General features: G+C 61.8%; 18 protein-coding genes and 1 tRNA gene. 13 read left to right on the top strand and 6 right to left on the bottom strand.

Annotated elements, in window-relative coordinates; genetic code table 11:
* Nucleotides 1–84 precede the first annotated feature (84 nt).
* On the bottom strand, nucleotides 85–630 hold the full coding sequence (locus NKH83_RS10840) for a group I truncated hemoglobin (RefSeq protein ID WP_352475878.1): 546 nt from the start codon (nucleotides 628–630) through the stop codon (nucleotides 85–87).
* A 135-nt stretch (nucleotides 631–765) separates the two neighbouring features.
* Here NKH83_RS10840 and NKH83_RS10835 point away from each other — a divergent pair, with 135 nt between their 5' ends.
* Together NKH83_RS10835 and NKH83_RS10830 are read left to right on the top strand one after the other, a co-directional pair.
* A complete protein-coding gene (locus tag NKH83_RS10835; protein WP_352475879.1) occupies nucleotides 766–948 on the top strand; it encodes a hypothetical protein in 183 nt (60 codons plus the stop codon).
* 1,137 nt (nucleotides 949–2,085) lie between these two features.
* Nucleotides 2,086–2,703: a cupin domain-containing protein gene (locus NKH83_RS10830; RefSeq protein ID WP_352803989.1), complete on the top strand. Its 618-nt coding sequence runs from the start codon at nucleotides 2,086–2,088 to the stop codon at nucleotides 2,701–2,703.
* Between the two features lie 671 nt (nucleotides 2,704–3,374).
* Here the strand turns inward: NKH83_RS10830 and NKH83_RS10825 are convergent.
* A complete protein-coding gene (locus NKH83_RS10825; RefSeq protein WP_352644252.1) occupies nucleotides 3,375–3,650 on the bottom strand; it encodes a hypothetical protein in 276 nt (91 codons plus the stop codon).
* 220 nt (nucleotides 3,651–3,870) lie between these two features.
* Here NKH83_RS10825 and NKH83_RS10820 point away from each other — a divergent pair, with 220 nt between their 5' ends.
* A complete protein-coding gene (locus NKH83_RS10820; protein ID WP_352644254.1) occupies nucleotides 3,871–4,254 on the top strand; it encodes a hypothetical protein in 384 nt (127 codons plus the stop codon).
* Nucleotides 4,255–4,537: 283 nt separating this feature from the next.
* Nucleotides 4,538–5,653 carry a tetratricopeptide repeat protein gene (locus tag NKH83_RS10815; RefSeq protein WP_352803985.1) on the top strand — a complete coding sequence of 372 codons (1,116 nt, stop codon included), beginning with the start codon at nucleotides 4,538–4,540 and terminating at the stop codon, nucleotides 5,651–5,653.
* Between the two features lie 144 nt (nucleotides 5,654–5,797).
* Here NKH83_RS10815 and NKH83_RS10810 read toward each other — a convergent pair.
* A tRNA-Thr gene (locus NKH83_RS10810) sits at nucleotides 5,798–5,872 on the bottom strand.
* A gap of 175 nt (nucleotides 5,873–6,047) precedes the next feature.
* On the opposite strand from NKH83_RS10810, the gene NKH83_RS10805 reads away from it, so the two are divergent.
* The 9 genes from NKH83_RS10805 to yacG all read left to right on the top strand — a co-directional run bounded on the left by NKH83_RS10805 (nucleotide 6,048) and on the right by yacG (nucleotide 11,628).
* Nucleotides 6,048–6,248 (top strand): hypothetical protein, encoded by a 201-nt coding sequence (locus NKH83_RS10805; RefSeq protein WP_352475882.1) that lies wholly within the window; start codon nucleotides 6,048–6,050, stop codon nucleotides 6,246–6,248.
* 157 nt (nucleotides 6,249–6,405) lie between these two features.
* Nucleotides 6,406–7,698 (top strand): UDP-N-acetylglucosamine 1-carboxyvinyltransferase, encoded by a 1,293-nt coding sequence (murA, locus tag NKH83_RS10800; RefSeq protein ID WP_352803981.1) that lies wholly within the window; start codon nucleotides 6,406–6,408, stop codon nucleotides 7,696–7,698.
* A 93-nt stretch (nucleotides 7,699–7,791) separates the two neighbouring features.
* Nucleotides 7,792–8,223, top strand: a complete 432-nt coding sequence (locus NKH83_RS10795; protein WP_254820565.1) for a DUF2948 family protein — start codon at nucleotides 7,792–7,794, stop codon at nucleotides 8,221–8,223.
* Between the two features lie 4 nt (nucleotides 8,224–8,227).
* Nucleotides 8,228–9,520, top strand: coding sequence for a histidinol dehydrogenase (hisD, locus tag NKH83_RS10790; protein ID WP_352803978.1), 1,293 nt, complete (start codon nucleotides 8,228–8,230; stop codon nucleotides 9,518–9,520).
* A gap of 2 nt (nucleotides 9,521–9,522) precedes the next feature.
* The gene (locus tag NKH83_RS10785; RefSeq protein WP_352475885.1) at nucleotides 9,523–10,008 is read left to right on the top strand and encodes a UPF0262 family protein; all 486 of its coding nucleotides are present in this window, start codon (nucleotides 9,523–9,525) and stop codon (nucleotides 10,006–10,008) included.
* Between the two features lies 1 nt (nucleotide 10,009).
* Nucleotides 10,010–10,477, top strand: coding sequence for an arsenate-mycothiol transferase ArsC (locus NKH83_RS10780; RefSeq protein WP_352804732.1), 468 nt, complete (start codon nucleotides 10,010–10,012; stop codon nucleotides 10,475–10,477).
* A gap of 89 nt (nucleotides 10,478–10,566) precedes the next feature.
* Nucleotides 10,567–10,785 carry a translation initiation factor IF-1 gene (gene infA / locus NKH83_RS10775; protein WP_006200926.1) on the top strand — a complete coding sequence of 73 codons (219 nt, stop codon included), beginning with the start codon at nucleotides 10,567–10,569 and terminating at the stop codon, nucleotides 10,783–10,785.
* A 25-nt stretch (nucleotides 10,786–10,810) separates the two neighbouring features.
* Nucleotides 10,811–11,440: a Maf-like protein gene (locus tag NKH83_RS10770; RefSeq protein ID WP_352803975.1), complete on the top strand. Its 630-nt coding sequence runs from the start codon at nucleotides 10,811–10,813 to the stop codon at nucleotides 11,438–11,440.
* Entirely contained in the window at nucleotides 11,437–11,628 is a 192-nt protein-coding gene (gene yacG, locus NKH83_RS10765; protein WP_352803972.1) for a DNA gyrase inhibitor YacG, read from the top strand. The genes NKH83_RS10770 and yacG overlap by 4 nt, the downstream gene beginning before the upstream one ends.
* A gap of 227 nt (nucleotides 11,629–11,855) precedes the next feature.
* Here yacG and NKH83_RS10760 read toward each other — a convergent pair whose 3' ends face one another.
* The 3 genes from NKH83_RS10760 to tnpB all read right to left on the bottom strand — a co-directional run bounded on the left by NKH83_RS10760 (nucleotide 11,856) and on the right by tnpB (nucleotide 14,320).
* Nucleotides 11,856–12,410: a DUF6000 family protein gene (locus NKH83_RS10760; RefSeq protein ID WP_352803969.1), complete on the bottom strand. Its 555-nt coding sequence runs from the start codon at nucleotides 12,408–12,410 to the stop codon at nucleotides 11,856–11,858.
* 23 nt (nucleotides 12,411–12,433) lie between these two features.
* A complete protein-coding gene (gene tnpC / locus NKH83_RS10755; RefSeq protein WP_352803966.1) occupies nucleotides 12,434–14,095 on the bottom strand; it encodes an IS66 family transposase in 1,662 nt (553 codons plus the stop codon).
* A 66-nt stretch (nucleotides 14,096–14,161) separates the two neighbouring features.
* Nucleotides 14,162–14,320 carry an IS66 family insertion sequence element accessory protein TnpB gene (gene tnpB / locus NKH83_RS10750; RefSeq protein ID WP_352804728.1) on the bottom strand — a complete coding sequence of 53 codons (159 nt, stop codon included), beginning with the start codon at nucleotides 14,318–14,320 and terminating at the stop codon, nucleotides 14,162–14,164.
* Between the last annotated feature and the right edge of the window lie 8 nt (nucleotides 14,321–14,328).

Here is a 14,328-nt window from a genome sequence, read left to right as displayed (position 1 = left end):
ATTGCTCGCTGAGCTGCGGCCGCGCCGCATAGCCACGGCGCCGCGCCCCATGCTCAGAACGAATGCCCGCGCGATATAAGCGCTTCAGCCCGGCTTGACGTAGCCGGCGGTGACCTCGTCCTTGTGAGCGGCGAAAGCTTCCAGGACTTCGGTTTTCTCAGGCTTCGGAATTTTGAAATGATCCAAGGTCCGCCCGAGTTCCGCTGCGACCTCATCGAATTCCGCGGGGGAAATCCGCAGGTCGCGATGCGCCTCCTCGAGGCCGAGCGGCGTCGTGCCGGGCTTGGTGGCGACGAACTTGAAGGGCCCGCCAGAAACGTCGCAGACCCACAGCGTCCGCATGAACTTGAGGCCGGGCAACCTTTCAAGGTTCTTGGTGTGCCATTTGCGCAATTGTGGGTTCTTGGACTTCTTGCCGACAATCGGGTTCATCACGACGGCGTCGCTGAAATGATCGATCACCGCTGCGATGGCGAACACACCACCCAGGCGCTCATATAGAGTCTTCCCCGATGTGGCTTTCTTAGCCTGGGCGAGTGCGTTGTCGGCAGGCAATACCGACGTCGATGCGGCGGCCAGCGCCAGCCCGGCGACAACACTTCGTCTTGTCAAAGAGGTCGAAATTTTCATCCCTGGTTCCCTTCGAGGTTAGGCCAGAGCAAGCCGCAGCCTGTCTGGCGGGCTTCATGAAGTGACATTCGGACACGTTGCCGTATTTTTAGCATCGTCTAATGAACTAACGCGCCCTTCGCCCGAATTATTCCGATGGACGGCATTGCCGTGGTCAACATGCGTGAAGGTCGCGCGGATGAGGAAGGCTTAAGCACGCGTCGCCGCGCGCGGCAGCGGTCGCGAAGCCACTTCGGCCGCATCGGCGGCCCGATCGATGTTGTTGCGGGCACCGTAGTGTTCCTGGCCTTGCTGGCGGCGGTCGCCTGCGGCCAATAGCCTGTGCTTTTCGAAGATCGCTAGCTTCTGCGGGTAGGTGATCCGCACCTTTGCGTTGCACCCGTCGCATTTGAAGTGCGCGATTGTTCTTAGTGCAGAGCCCTTTCTTACCGCCGGATGCAAGCAATCCGGACATTCGAATGTGAGCGCGACATCTGATAAGTCTTCGGCTAAGCCCATTTCCATCCCCTTCGCAAGCTCGGTGGCTACACTCTGGCGATTCTCAATGAGCAATTCAGATACCAAATGGCTGTGCCAAAGCGGGACTAGGCCAATTCGCCCCAGAACGTTGCGAAGCTAGTGCGCCTTCTCTGTGCCTTTTGAGCCACGAAGAGACCTAACTTCCTCCAGCAGTTCGCGCTCATTGGTAGTCACGTTTCGGAAGATTGCGACAATCATCACCGCCAAGGCTTCAGCAGCCAGGCTTAGAGGGTCAATGTGCTCATCTGCGCAAACCTGATCGAACACGCGTTCACAAATAGCCAAATCGTGAGGGCTGAGGCGGGTGCGATTGAAACGCCGGCGCGACATTTGCGAGCCTTCGAGGCCGCTGCCCGTGCAAAAGAAGCGGGTCTTCGCAAGAAACGCGAGTCATTGAGCGATTGTTCCCGGCTACAAGCTTTGTTAAGCCGCCTGCGGCGGGGGCAGATCAGAACGCTTCCCCACTGCGCATCATGGCGCGTGCGAGCGCGAGCTGTGGGTCGACCTTGGCATTTTCTATCATGGCGAGATGCTTGGCATTCAGGCATTTTCGGACGTCCGCCCGAACGGCGCTGGCCGCCATGCGCGGGCCGATTTTGGACGGCTGGACCGTTGGGCTCACGTCAGACGCAGTAGCCTGGGGGCAAAGACTGCTTCGAACCCTAAACGGGGCCGTCGGCTATCCATTTGACGACGCTGAGGAGCCACGCCTTCCGCCCCTGACAATCGCCATCGCAGCCAGTGCCACCGCGACGACCGAGTTCCAATATTTGAAAACTATTTGAAAACTCTCCCTAGACGGTTTGGCATCATGAACAGTCTTCTTTGGCGGCAGGCGCTCTAGGGTGACCCGAAACTTGGTCAGTGCTGTAAGGCGGTACATATGCTATAGCTAATATTGGGTCGAGGGGGCGACCATGAAAGGGAGGACCAACCATGAAGCCGCATTCCCTCAGCGCCCGCCGTATTGGCCTGCTTATATTCTCGGTGTGTGCTTTCGGGCTGATAACGTCAGCCGCAATGCCCGCAGACAGCAAATTCGCCGTCGAGCCGGTGGTTGAGAAAAGGGTGAAGGAACTGCCCTCCGGACCGTTGTACTGGCGGCTGGAAAATTTCCCAACGCTGGCGCAGGCCCAAAGCGCTGCGGGCCCGATCTCGCTTGCGGCGGAGGTCGCAGGCAAGGTCTGGCTGTTCACGCTTGGACCGAAGGATGGCTCTACGACCGGCGGAACCAAGGTCGTCGAGATCGGACCGGTCCCTCCGATCAGCGCAAGCGAGTATTTGCTGCGCGTGAACCGCGCCGGTGGAGCGCCCGGCGTCAAGACGAAGATCCATACGCATCCGGGACCGGAGGCCTTCTATGTGCTGACCGGCAAGCTCGGCCAGAGAACGCCCCACGGAGTGACCTATGCTGAAGCTGGTACGGCCATGATCGGACACGGGGCCAACACGCCGATGGAGGTGTTCAGCGCCGGCACAACCGATCTCGATGAGCTGGCGATCTTCGTGGTCGACGCCAATCAGCCGTTCTCGTCGCCGGCCAGCCTCGACTGAGGCGACATTTCCCAGGGTGGTACTTCCGCTCTGTTGCAGACAATCGGTCAACAAGCTGAGAATGTCTGCCCTGGGGTCGAACTCGGGTCCTTCAGGGTGTTGGGTCTTGGCCCCAACGCCATCGGATTGGGTTCGCCTGACCCATAGCCGTCCACTTCCCGCTCGGGGGCGTCGCCACTCCATGCCAGCGAGCGTTGCCGCGCGATCTGACTGGGGTTCCGACCGGCCCCTTCAGCGGCCCAATGACGGCCGTGAGCTGCTTGACCTCCACAACGGCCTTGGCCTTGGTCGCCTCAGCCCTCGCCATGGTCCCTGGCCTCAGACCCCGCATCGAGATTGCGCTGGGTCGCGGCCACCTAAGCCAATGGCAAAGACAACTCCTCGTCGGCATTCACGGTCGTCTGGTGAAGTACGGCCCAAACACGAGAAGCGCACCAGGGTGCGATTGTCATCGATCGCTTCAGTGTGGTTCGAATGATGCGGGAGTCTGCCCAGGATACTAGCGACCAGTTGACGCTGACAGGTGCATGCTGAATTCGATGGTGCTGCGAGAGAGGATTGAACTCTGGCTTACTTCAATTAGATCAAAATGCTTAAGCGCCCAGTTTGTAACATTGTCACGGACCGTAAAGTGACCGGCCAAGCACCTTGCCGGGCGTTGCACCATAGACCTATTTGGCCTTTTCCTTATGAGGCGTTCGATTCTGTTTATTCGCTCCCAAGGCGTTCCCGATCAAGCCTCCAATAGCCACGACGCCTCCAGCCACCCAGCCCCAAATTGCGACCGCAGTGCCAGCTACTGCCAAACCCATGGCCGGGATGAAAAACACAGCCACGAACCCGATGAGCAGTCCACCTGTGGTCCGGCGCCGTGTCGTGGTGCTCAGTGCCTGTTTCTTTGCGATGGAACTGAGCCGATGCAGGATCGCCGAGTTACGGTCTTTCATTTTGATACCCCACCAGGACTGACTCGGCACGTAGACGACAGTAAGCAGGGTATCGAGGCCTAGCTAAGTGCCCTAAGCGATCTATTTCTTGCCAGAGTTTCACTGGGAGCATCGCGTGCCATGTGGTCACACCGACGCATTGCGGACGCTTTCCGACTTGTATACCTTCCCTTCGCAAAGATCCTAATCACAAAAGGCAACTTGCATCGGTGGAGTTCGGATGACGCGAGGTTTGATTCTTCTTGCATGGATTGTCGTCGGAGCGTGGACTAGTTCGGCATTAGCTCAAGACGCCACCGAGAAAACCTTTCCCCACGACACCACGCTTAGCGATGTAGCTCCCTTGAAGCTTGCAATCCGGAAGCACCTTGCCATCTCGACGGAACCAACAGTGTGGATCGCGATGGCTCGCATGGGAGAAAGTGGGGTTGTCTACCTTTGTGGGCTTACGGATGGTGGCAGCATGTCGACCTCCATTCTCTTCTTTGCGCATAAGACGGATGGGGCTGTCGAAGTCGAAGAAATTGATAGTGACTCCAAAGTCGATGGCAGGGCCAAAAAGCTTTGCGACACTCACGGCTTCCGCACCCCTATCCCCGGCTGAACCTCCGCAACCTTTAAGGACAGCTTCCCATTTCACCGATCTTGGTCATTCCGCATTTATGAGTTTACGACCTAGCCTCCTTTGGAGCGCGGACTCGAGCGCGAGCAAGCCCACACCTCGCGATCAGCTCAATTCAATATTTACCCACCATTTTCTTCGGCGATGCCTTGCGCAGAACCAGAATTTGTTTGGGAGACCAATAACCCGCAATTGTGATCGGAAACCTGCTGATATGATGCTTGAAAGTCGGCCAATCGAACGTTCAGTTCAGGCGGCACAGCGGGTGCTGGCCGGTCTTGCTGTGCTGCTTGCGCTCGGCGCTCCGACCTTGGCTGAGGATAGCGAAGATTGCGCCGGCGCCGCTGCAGGCTCACAGCGGATCGCCGCCTGCACGCGGATCATCGACGACGGCGCGCGAAGCCCGGAAAGTCGCGCCAAAGCTTACCACAGCCGGGCAATCGCCTGGGCTGATAGCGGTGTCAATGACCGAGCCATAGCGGACTACGGCAACGCGATCGCCCTCGATCCGAAAGATACCGATGCTTACAACGAGCGTGGGCTGCTATGGCTCGACAAGGGCGAGAACGACCGCGCCATCCGCGATTTCGACCGGGCGGCCGAGGTCGATCCCAAAAAAGCTAGGGCGTTCTATAACAGAGGCTTAGGCTGGGCTCGCAACGGCGACGACGCTCGCGCCATCATCGACTACACCCAAGCCATCGAACTCGATCCAGCATATTTGCAGGCCTACAACAACCGCGGCTTCGTCTTCAACAGGATTGGCGAATTCGACCGCGCCATCACCGACTTCGATGAGGCGATCCGCCTCAATCCCCAACACCCGTTCCCTTATAACAACAGGGCCATTTCCTGGGGTGCAAAGGGTGATGCAGAGCGGGCGGTCGCCGACTATAGCCATGCGATCAGGCTCGATCCGACTTATGTCAACCCGTATGGAAGCAGGGGAATTTACTATTTCTACGGCCGAGATCCGGCGAAAGCGCAAGCCGATCTTGCCACGGCGGCAGCACTAGCACCCGACAATGCCTATTATGCGATTTGGGCGGATCTGGCGGAGCAGCGCAATAGGGGCGTTAGCAATTTGCGTAAGGCTACCAGTAAGTTGGACATGACCAAATGGCCTGCCCCGCTCGTTCGCATGTTCCTTGGCGAGCAGACGCCCGAATCGGCACTCGCCGAAGCAGACGACCCGGTCCCGAGCAGGAACCGGGGAAATGTGTGTGAGGCCGATTTTTATGCCGCGGAGTTCCACCAACTCAAGGGCCATCCCGACAAGGCCTTGCGACTTTACCGGCTAGCCGTCCGCGACTGCCCCCGCGATTTCATCGAATATGTCGCGGCAAGCAAGGCACTGCGCGCCCTGGGCGTAACTCCATAGGGTGCGCTGCGGGTATTATGTTCCGGGGCTCTGTCGGTGGCAACAAAGTCGGTCGGGTCAGCCGCGTGTCGCCCAGGAACGGCGCCTCCCTGCTGACAAAGACCCACCTTCGCCGTTGGCCTGACGTGTGCTGGGTAGGTGATCTGGTGCTGCGAGAGAGGATTGAACTCTCGACCTCTCCCTTACCAAGGGAGTGCTCTACCACTGAGCTACCGCAGCCGCCGATGGCGGGGCTTCTGCCATATCGAACCGGCAAGCGCAAGGCCAAGACAAGGGGCACAAACGGGGGCCGGGTTGAAAGGCCGCACCAGGCGATCGTTGCGGACATGGCCGTGCCACAATGTTGGCTATCCCTTGATCCGTACCGGCGGGTCGCCGGGCCGGGGACGGAACGATGAACGACAAGGCAGTTTCTCCGAACAAGCCACCGAAGAAGGATGGTTCCGCGAAAAAGGCAGGAACTGGCCGCAAGGACCGGCTGGCCGAGCAGTTGCGCGCCAATCTGCAGAAGCGCAAGGCGCAATTGCGCTCACGAAGGACCGGCGACGCCGACCAGCGGCCGGACGGGCTGCAGGCGGCGATGAAAAAAGATTAACGCGAATCGGCTATGTTGGTCGCCGGTACTTTGGCCAAATCAGCGTGGGCCAAAGTGGGGAATAGCCTGTTTCTTGAACCAAGCCGGCCAATGGTCTAGATGGCGGCAACAGACTCAACCGATTTAAACCGGCCTTTTAGCCGAGGGGACGCTCTTCATGGATCGCATCAGAATTGTCGGCGGCAACAAGCTTGCCGGAAGCATCCCGATCTCGGGCGCGAAAAACGCCGCGCTGCCGCTGATGATCGCTTCGCTTTTGACCGACGACACGCTGACGCTGGAAAACGTGCCGCATCTGGCCGATGTCGAACAGCTCATCCGCATCCTCGGCAATCACGGCGTCGACTACTCGGTCAATGGCCGCCGCGAAAAGCAGCAGGAAGGCTATTCGCGCACCATCACTTTCTCCGCCCGCAACATTGTCGACACGACGGCGCCTTACGAGCTGGTGTCGAAGATGCGGGCCTCGTTCTGGGTGATCGGGCCGCTGCTGGCCCGCATGGGCGAAGCCAAGGTGTCGCTGCCCGGCGGCTGCGCCATCGGCACGCGCCCAGTCGACCTCTTCCTCGAAGGCCTGCAGGCGCTGGGCGCCGATATCGACGTCGACACCGGCTACGTCATCGCCAAAACCAGGAACGGCCGGCTTGTCGGCAACCGTTATGTGTTCCCGAAAGTCTCGGTCGGCGCCACCCATGTGCTGATGATGGCGGCCTCGCTGGCCAAGGGCGAGACGGTGCTCGAAAATGCCGCCCGCGAGCCGGAGATCGTCAACCTCGCCGAATGCCTCAACGCCATGGGCGCGAAGATCTCCGGCGCCGGCACGGCGACCATCACCATCGACGGCGTCGAGGCGCTGTCGGGCGCCCGCGTCAGGGTGATCCCCGACCGTATCGAGACCGGCACCTATGCGATGGCGGTGGCGATGACCGGCGGCGACGTCGTGCTCGAAGGCGCGCGGCCCGACCTGTTGCAGACGGTGCTGGACATCATTTCGCAGACCGGCACCGAGATCACGCAGACCAATTCCGGGATCCGCGTCAGGCGCAATGGCGCCGGCATTTCACCGGTTGACGTGACGACGGCGCCCTTCCCGGCTTTCCCGACCGATCTGCAGGCGCAGTTCATGGGCCTGATGACGATGGCCAAGGGCAAGTCGCGCATCACCGAGACGATCTTCGAAAACCGCTTCATGCACGTCCAGGAACTCGCCCGGCTCGGCGCCCACATCACGCTGTCCGGCCAGACCGCGATCGTCGACGGGGTGGCGAAGCTGAAGGGCGCGCCGGTCATGGCGACCGATCTTCGCGCCTCGGTGTCGCTGGTCATCGCCGGCCTCGCCGCCGAAGGCGAAACCACGGTCAACCGCGTCTACCATCTCGACCGCGGCTTCGAGCGGCTGGAGGAAAAGCTGTCCGGCTGCGGCGCGGAGATCGAGCGCATTTCGGGCTAGAGCCTTTCCGCAGGGCTTGTGGCGCGGTTGCACGGACCGGAAAGACCGCCTAACAGAAGGCTGAATAGTCCAACCTTCAGGTGTGAAATCCGCATGGCCCTCAAGCTTGTCGCGCTCGACGATCAGGATCTGAGCATCATCTCGGCGCATGTCCAGGACGCCGTCATGAAGGTCAGCGATCTCGAATACCTGCCTTCGGTAAAGCGCTTCGTGCTGACCATGAATCGCTTCGTCTGGGAGGCCAAATCCGGCTTCTTTCGCCAGCACAATGAGCGGCGGCAGGCTGTGCTGCATTTCGACCGGGTGCTCGGCGCCAAGACCAGCGGCATTGCCCGCGACAAGCCCGACGAAGTGCTGTCGCTGCTGGCGATCAGCTTTCTCGCGCTCGACAAGCCGGCCGGCATCGTCGAGCTGATCTTTTCGGGCGGCGGCGCGATCATGCTCGATGTCGAATGCATCGAGGCGCGGCTTGCCGATGTCGGCGGCGCCTGGGAAGCGACGTCGCGCCCGGCCCACAGGGTTTGAGCCGATGGCCATCACGCTTCGCCAGTCCGACGCCGATTTCGAGCAGCGCTTTGCCGCGTTCCTGCTGACCAAGCGGGAAGTCTCGGCCGATGTCGACGCCGTGGTGCGCGAGATCATCGCCAAGGTGCGCGCCGAGGGCGACGCCGCGCTGGTCGAGTACACGCAGAAATTCGGCGGCGGCGACCTGGCCGAGCTCGGCATCGCCGTCTCCAGGAACGACATTGCCAAGGCTTACGATGCAGCCGATCCGCAAACGGTCGAGGCGCTGAAATTCGCCCGCGAGCGCATCCGCGCCTATCACCAGCGCCAGCTGCCGCAGGACGACCGCTACACCGATGCCGCCGGCGTCGAGCTCGGCTCGCGCTGGACGGCGATCGAGGCCGTGGGGCTCTATGTGCCGGGCGGCACGGCGAGCTATCCGAGCTCGGTGCTGATGAACGCGGTGCCGGCCAAGGTCGCCGGCGTCGAGCGCATCGCCATGGTGGTGCCGGCCTCCGGCGGCGACGTGCCGCCGCTGGTGCTGGTGGCAGCGGACCTTGCCGGCGTCTCAGAAATCTACCGCGTCGGTGGCGCCCAGGCGATCGCCGCCCTTGCCTATGGCACCGAAACGATAAAGCCCGTTGCCAAGATCGTCGGCCCCGGCAATGCCTATGTCGCGGCGGCCAAGCGCCAGGTGTTCGGAACGGTCGGCATCGACATGATCGCCGGGCCCTCGGAAGTGCTGGTTGTGGCGGACGGCAGCAACGATCCGGACTGGATCGCCGCCGACCTGCTCGCCCAGGCCGAGCACGACGTATCGTCGCAGTCGATCCTGATCACCGACGATTCTGCCTTTGGCGAGGCGGTCGAACAGGCGGTGGAGCGGCAGTTGCAGAACCTGCCGCGCGGAGAAACGGCGGCGGCGAGCTGGCGCGATTTCGGCGCGGTGATCCTGGTGCCGACGATCGAGGCGGCACTACCGCTGGTCGACCGCATCGCCGCCGAACATGTCGAGCTTGCCATCGACGACCCCGAAGCGTTCCTGGCGCGAATGCGCAATGCCGGTGCGGTGTTTCTCGGCCGCCACACGCCGGAGGCCATCGGCGACTATGTCGCCGGCTCCAACCACGTGCTGCCGACAGCGCGCTCGGCGCGCTTCTCGTCCGGACTTTCGGTGCTCGATTTCGTCAAGCGCACTTCGGTCCTGAAGCTCGGGCCGGAGCAGTTGCGGGCGCTGGCGCCGGCGGCGATTACGCTCGCCAAGGCGGAAGGCCTCGATGCGCATGGACGCTCCGTCGGCATCCGGCTGAACATGTAGACATGTCCGACTACGACCAAACCCGCGCCAGGCTGATCGATGTCGAGCTCGACGAGACGATCGGCCGCTCGACGCCCGATGTCGAGCATGAGCGGGCGGTGGCGATCTTCGACCTGATCGAGGAGAACCGTTTTCAACCGGTCAATGACGATGGCGCCGGGCCGTACCGACTAAAACTGTCGCTGGCCCAATCCCGGCTGGTTTTCGCCGTGACGCGCGAGGACGGCGCAGCCGTGGTCACCCACATTCTGTCGCTGACGCCGCTCAGGCGCATCGTCAAGGATTACTACATGATCTGCGAAAGCTATTATGATGCCATCCGAACCGCGACGCCCAGCCATATCGAGGCGATCGACATGGGCCGGCGCGGCCTGCACAATGAAGGCTCGCAAACGCTGATGGACCGGCTTGCCGGCAAGATCGAGATTGACTTCGACACGGCGCGCCGGCTGTTCACGCTGGTTTGCGTGCTGCACTGGCGAGGCTGAACTGGCCGCCCCGCTGCCCCGCCCGATCCTGCCCCGCTCGATCCTGTTTGTCTGCGGCATGAACGCAGTGCGCTCGCCGATGGCCGAATTGCTGGCACGCAAGGTGCTCCCGCCCACCACCTTCGTTGCCTCGGCCGGGGTGCGCGGCGGCGAACGCGATCCGTTCGTCGATGCCGTGCTGGCCGAAGAAGGTCTGTCGCTCGGCGAACGGCACCCGAGAACGATGGACGACCTGGAGGACGATTATTTCGACCTGATCGTGACGCTGGCGCCGGAAGCCCACCACACCGCGCTCGAGCTCACCCGTTCGCTGGCCGTCGAGGTCGAATATTGGCCGATGCCCGACCCGACCGGCGTCAGCGGCACGCGCGAGCAGATCATGGCTGCCTATCGCGACGTGCGCGAGCGGCTGAAGGCGCGGATCGGCCGCCGTTTTCTCAGCAACGGGGCTGAAAACGCCGCGGATTAAGCATGTTCACAAGCGGACGTTTATCATATAGGTTCCGCGCAACTTTCCGGCCGGGGCGCTGGAAGTACCCATCCAAGCAAAGGTATCGAATGCCGAAGGAAGAAGTCCTCGAGTTTCCGGGTGTCGTGACGGAACTGCTGCCCAACGCGATGTTCAGGGTCAAGCTCGAAAACGAACATGAAATCATCGCCCATACGGCCGGCCGCATGCGCAAGAACCGCATCCGCGTTCTGACCGGCGACAAGGTCCTGGTCGAGATGACGCCCTACGACCTGACCAAGGGCCGCATCACCTACCGCTTCAAGTAAGTTCAAGGACCCGGCCGGGATCGCGATGGGCATTTTGCAGAAGCTCGTGCTTGCCTCGGGTTCGCCACGCCGGATAGAGCTGCTGCAGCAGGCCGGCATCGAGCCGGACCGTGTGTTGCCGGCTGATGTCGACGAGACGCCGCTGCGTGCCGAGCATCCGCGCTCGCTGGCCAAGCGGTTGGCGACGCAGAAGGCCGAGAAGGCGCTGGCCTCGCTGAAGACCGAGACCGACTACGTGCCGACATTCGTGCTGGCCGCCGACACGGTGGTCGCCGTCGGGCGGCGCATCCTGCCCAAGGCCGAGACGCTCGATGACGCGGCCAACTGCCTCGGGCTTTTGTCCGGCCGTTCGCACCGCGTCTATTCCGGCATCTGCCTGATCACGCCAGGCGGCAAGCAGCGCTTGCGGCTGGTCGAAACCAGGGTGCGCTTCAAGCGGCTGCCGCGCGAGGAGATCGAGGCCTACATCGCGTCGGGAGAATGGCGCGGCAAGGCAGGCGGCTATGCCGTCCAGGGGCTTGCCGGTGCCTTCGTCGTCAAGCTTGTCGGCTCCTACACCAACGTCGTCGGCCTGCCGCTCTACGAGACGGTGGCGCTGCTCAGCGGCGAAGGCTTCAAGGTGCACGCCAACTGGCTGTCGGGTGCACGGATATGAGCTCGGACGACAAGGTCACGCCGCTGCGTCCCAAGCGGCCATGCCCGGAATGCGGCAAGCCATCGGCGCGCGAAACCTATCCGTTCTGCTCGAAGCGCTGCAAGGACATCGACCTCAATCGCTGGCTGAAGGGCGTCTACGTCATCCCGGGCCGCGACGACGAGGATGAGAGCGACGACCAGAAATAGCACCGTCCACCTGCAGTTTTGCACAGGCTTGGGACGGTTTCGCAGCCGCGATCGTGACCGATGATCGGCCTTGCGGACTGCCTGTCGCTTCCGACTGAAATCAATGTCCAGAACTTGTTCCATCCGGGCACTGTCGGACGGAACAGGTTCTGGCGTTTTGCCTGTACGCATCCGGTGAAGACCGCAGGTATTAAGCGCACCGAGTGAAGATAGCGGCTCGGGCGTCGTCAGCTCGCGTCATGGATCATGTGGTTCTGGTAAAGGTAAGAGATTATCCTGCTAAATTCTTCGATCCCATTTTGAGGATCCATGAAGTAATCATCATGCCGCCAAAGAGCCTGATCGAGGAATTCTGGAGCGGGGACAGCTTCGATGTGAGCGAGTGCTCCTATCGCCCAATTCTGGTTATAAACTCGACCATTTAGAGGTAGGTAGGCATTGAGGTATGATCTTAAAAGGCCGGCACAATGCTCGCCTCCGACTAAGCCCAACGCTACGCAATATCCTTGCCCGGAGTAAACCATCTCGCTTGCGAGGAGCAGCTTGCCGATCAAGTTGACGAAGCGAGTACGTTTGCTGAGACCTATAAACCAAGCAGCACAGAGGCGACCCCGCCACTCGCGCTCGATCAAAAGTCTTTCGATTTGTTCGTCCGAAATGGTGTTCGCGGCATTTACGATCGCTTGTCTGATGCCGCTGCCATCAGCCCGATCGGGGCGTCTGAAATTTGCATGCAGGAGACTAAGGTAAAAGGGGCGCACAAACGTGTTGCGCAGTGCCACGTGATCGGAAGGCGCCGTAGGGGTCATGCTACAAGCTTGGTCTGATTTACGAACGGCCGCCAGTTCCAGGGCAGCAGTTCGTCAAGCTTCAATTCCGGGTAATCGTTAATCCGGGCGAGGACGTCGGCGAGCCAGGCCTGCGGGTCGATATCGTTCATCTTGGCGCTGACGATCATGCTGTAGAGAACGGCAGCGCGCTGTCCGCCGCGATCGGAACCGCAGAACAGCCAGGACTTTCTGCCGAGAGCGATGCCGCGCAGGGCTCGCTCGGCTGCATTGTTGGATAGGCAGATGCGCCCATCGTCGAGGAACCGGGTGAAGGATGGCCAGCGGCGCAGCATGTAGTTGAAGGCCTTGGTCAGATCGTGTCCGCGCGAGAGCTTGTCGCGCGTCTCGATCATCCAGCGCTCGAGCTCGGTGACCAGCGGCGCGCTCCGCTCCTGGCGCATGGCGTGGCATTGGCCTGGCGACAGGCCGTTGATCGCGCGTTCGATACCGAACAGGGCATCGATGCGCTTCACGGCTTCAACCGCTAGCGGATAGACCAGGTTGGGCTTCTCGCCGCGCGCCTTCCTGCGCGCCGCCGCTTCGATGTCAGCCAGCTCGAACACTTTGCGCCGGCTGTGGGCCCAGCAGCTGGCTTCCAGAATAGGCGCCGGCTGACGGCCCGTCGCATAGAGATCGCCATAACCGCCATAGGCGTCGGCCTGCAGAATGCCGCTCCAGCCGGCGAGATGCGCCGCGGGATGTTCGCCTCGGCGATCGCGGGAATAGTAGAACACCACGGCCGGCGGATCGACACCGCCGAATGGTCGGTCATCGCGCACATAGGTCCATAATCGGCCGGTATCGGTCTTGCCCTTGGCTAGGACCGGCACCGTCGTGTCGTCGCGGTGCAGACGTAAAGCTGCCAGCATATGGGCTTCGAGCCGCTTGAACAGCGGCATCAGCGCCACGGCGCCGGCGCCGACCTTGTCGGCGAGCGTCGACAGGCTGAGCGGCACGCCTTCGCGGGCATAGCGTTCAGCCTGGCGGTTGAGCGGCTGATGCTGGCCGAACTTCTCGAACAGGATCATCGCCAGCAGGCCGGGACCGGCCCAGCCCCGCGGGGTGGCGTGGAACGGCGCCGGAGCCTGGCTGATCGTCTCGCAGTCGCGGCAGGTGAACTTCTCCCGCACGTGCTGGATCACCTTCCATTGCCGCGGCACCACCTCCAGCGTCTCGGTGATATCTTCACCCAGCTTGCGCAGCCGATGACCGCCGCAGCAGTGGCAAGCGGTCGGCGCCGGCTCGACCACGCGTTCGCGCGGCAGATGCTCAGGAAATGGCTGGCGCGCCGGTCGTTTGCGCATATAAGGCGCCACCTCGGTGGTCCGGGCCGCGGCCTGTTCGGCGGCGATCTCGTCTTCCGTCGCGGTGCTCTCGAGTTCCTCGAAGGTGAGCTCCATCTGGTCGTGCAGGCGGGCTGAGCGTTCAGAACTCTGACCATGCAGCGCCCGCTGCAGCTTCCGGATCGTCAGATGCTGATGCGCAATCAGCGCTGCATCATCCGATGCCTTGGCCCTGGCGACCGCCAGTTCGGCCTCCACCAGCGCAGCGCGCGCGGCCTCGTCTTCGGCTCTGGCCAACGCCGCTCTCAGCGCGCCGATATCGTCCGGAACAGCATCCTGGGCAGTGGCAACCATGCCCCGGAGTGAATCATAAAACGCGCCCGCTGACTCGCGGAAAATGGCGCAAACTCAAAGAAAAACTCAGCCTGCGCGCTGGGGGCGGAACGTGTGGCGCGGGTTGCGCCAATCGATCCCGTCGAGCATGTACGCCAACTGAGAAGGCGATATGGAAACCGTGCCGTCCGCCGGCGACGGCCATAGAAACCGGCCCTTCTCGAGCCGTTTTGCATACAGCGACATGCCGAGCC

It is taken from the genome of Mesorhizobium sp. M0909, from assembly GCF_040319515.1.
In the GTDB taxonomy this organism is placed as follows: Bacteria; Pseudomonadota; Alphaproteobacteria; order Rhizobiales; family Rhizobiaceae; genus Mesorhizobium.
The sequence above is the reverse complement of the archived record's forward strand: the minus strand, read 5'-3'. Positions and strand labels throughout refer to the sequence as shown.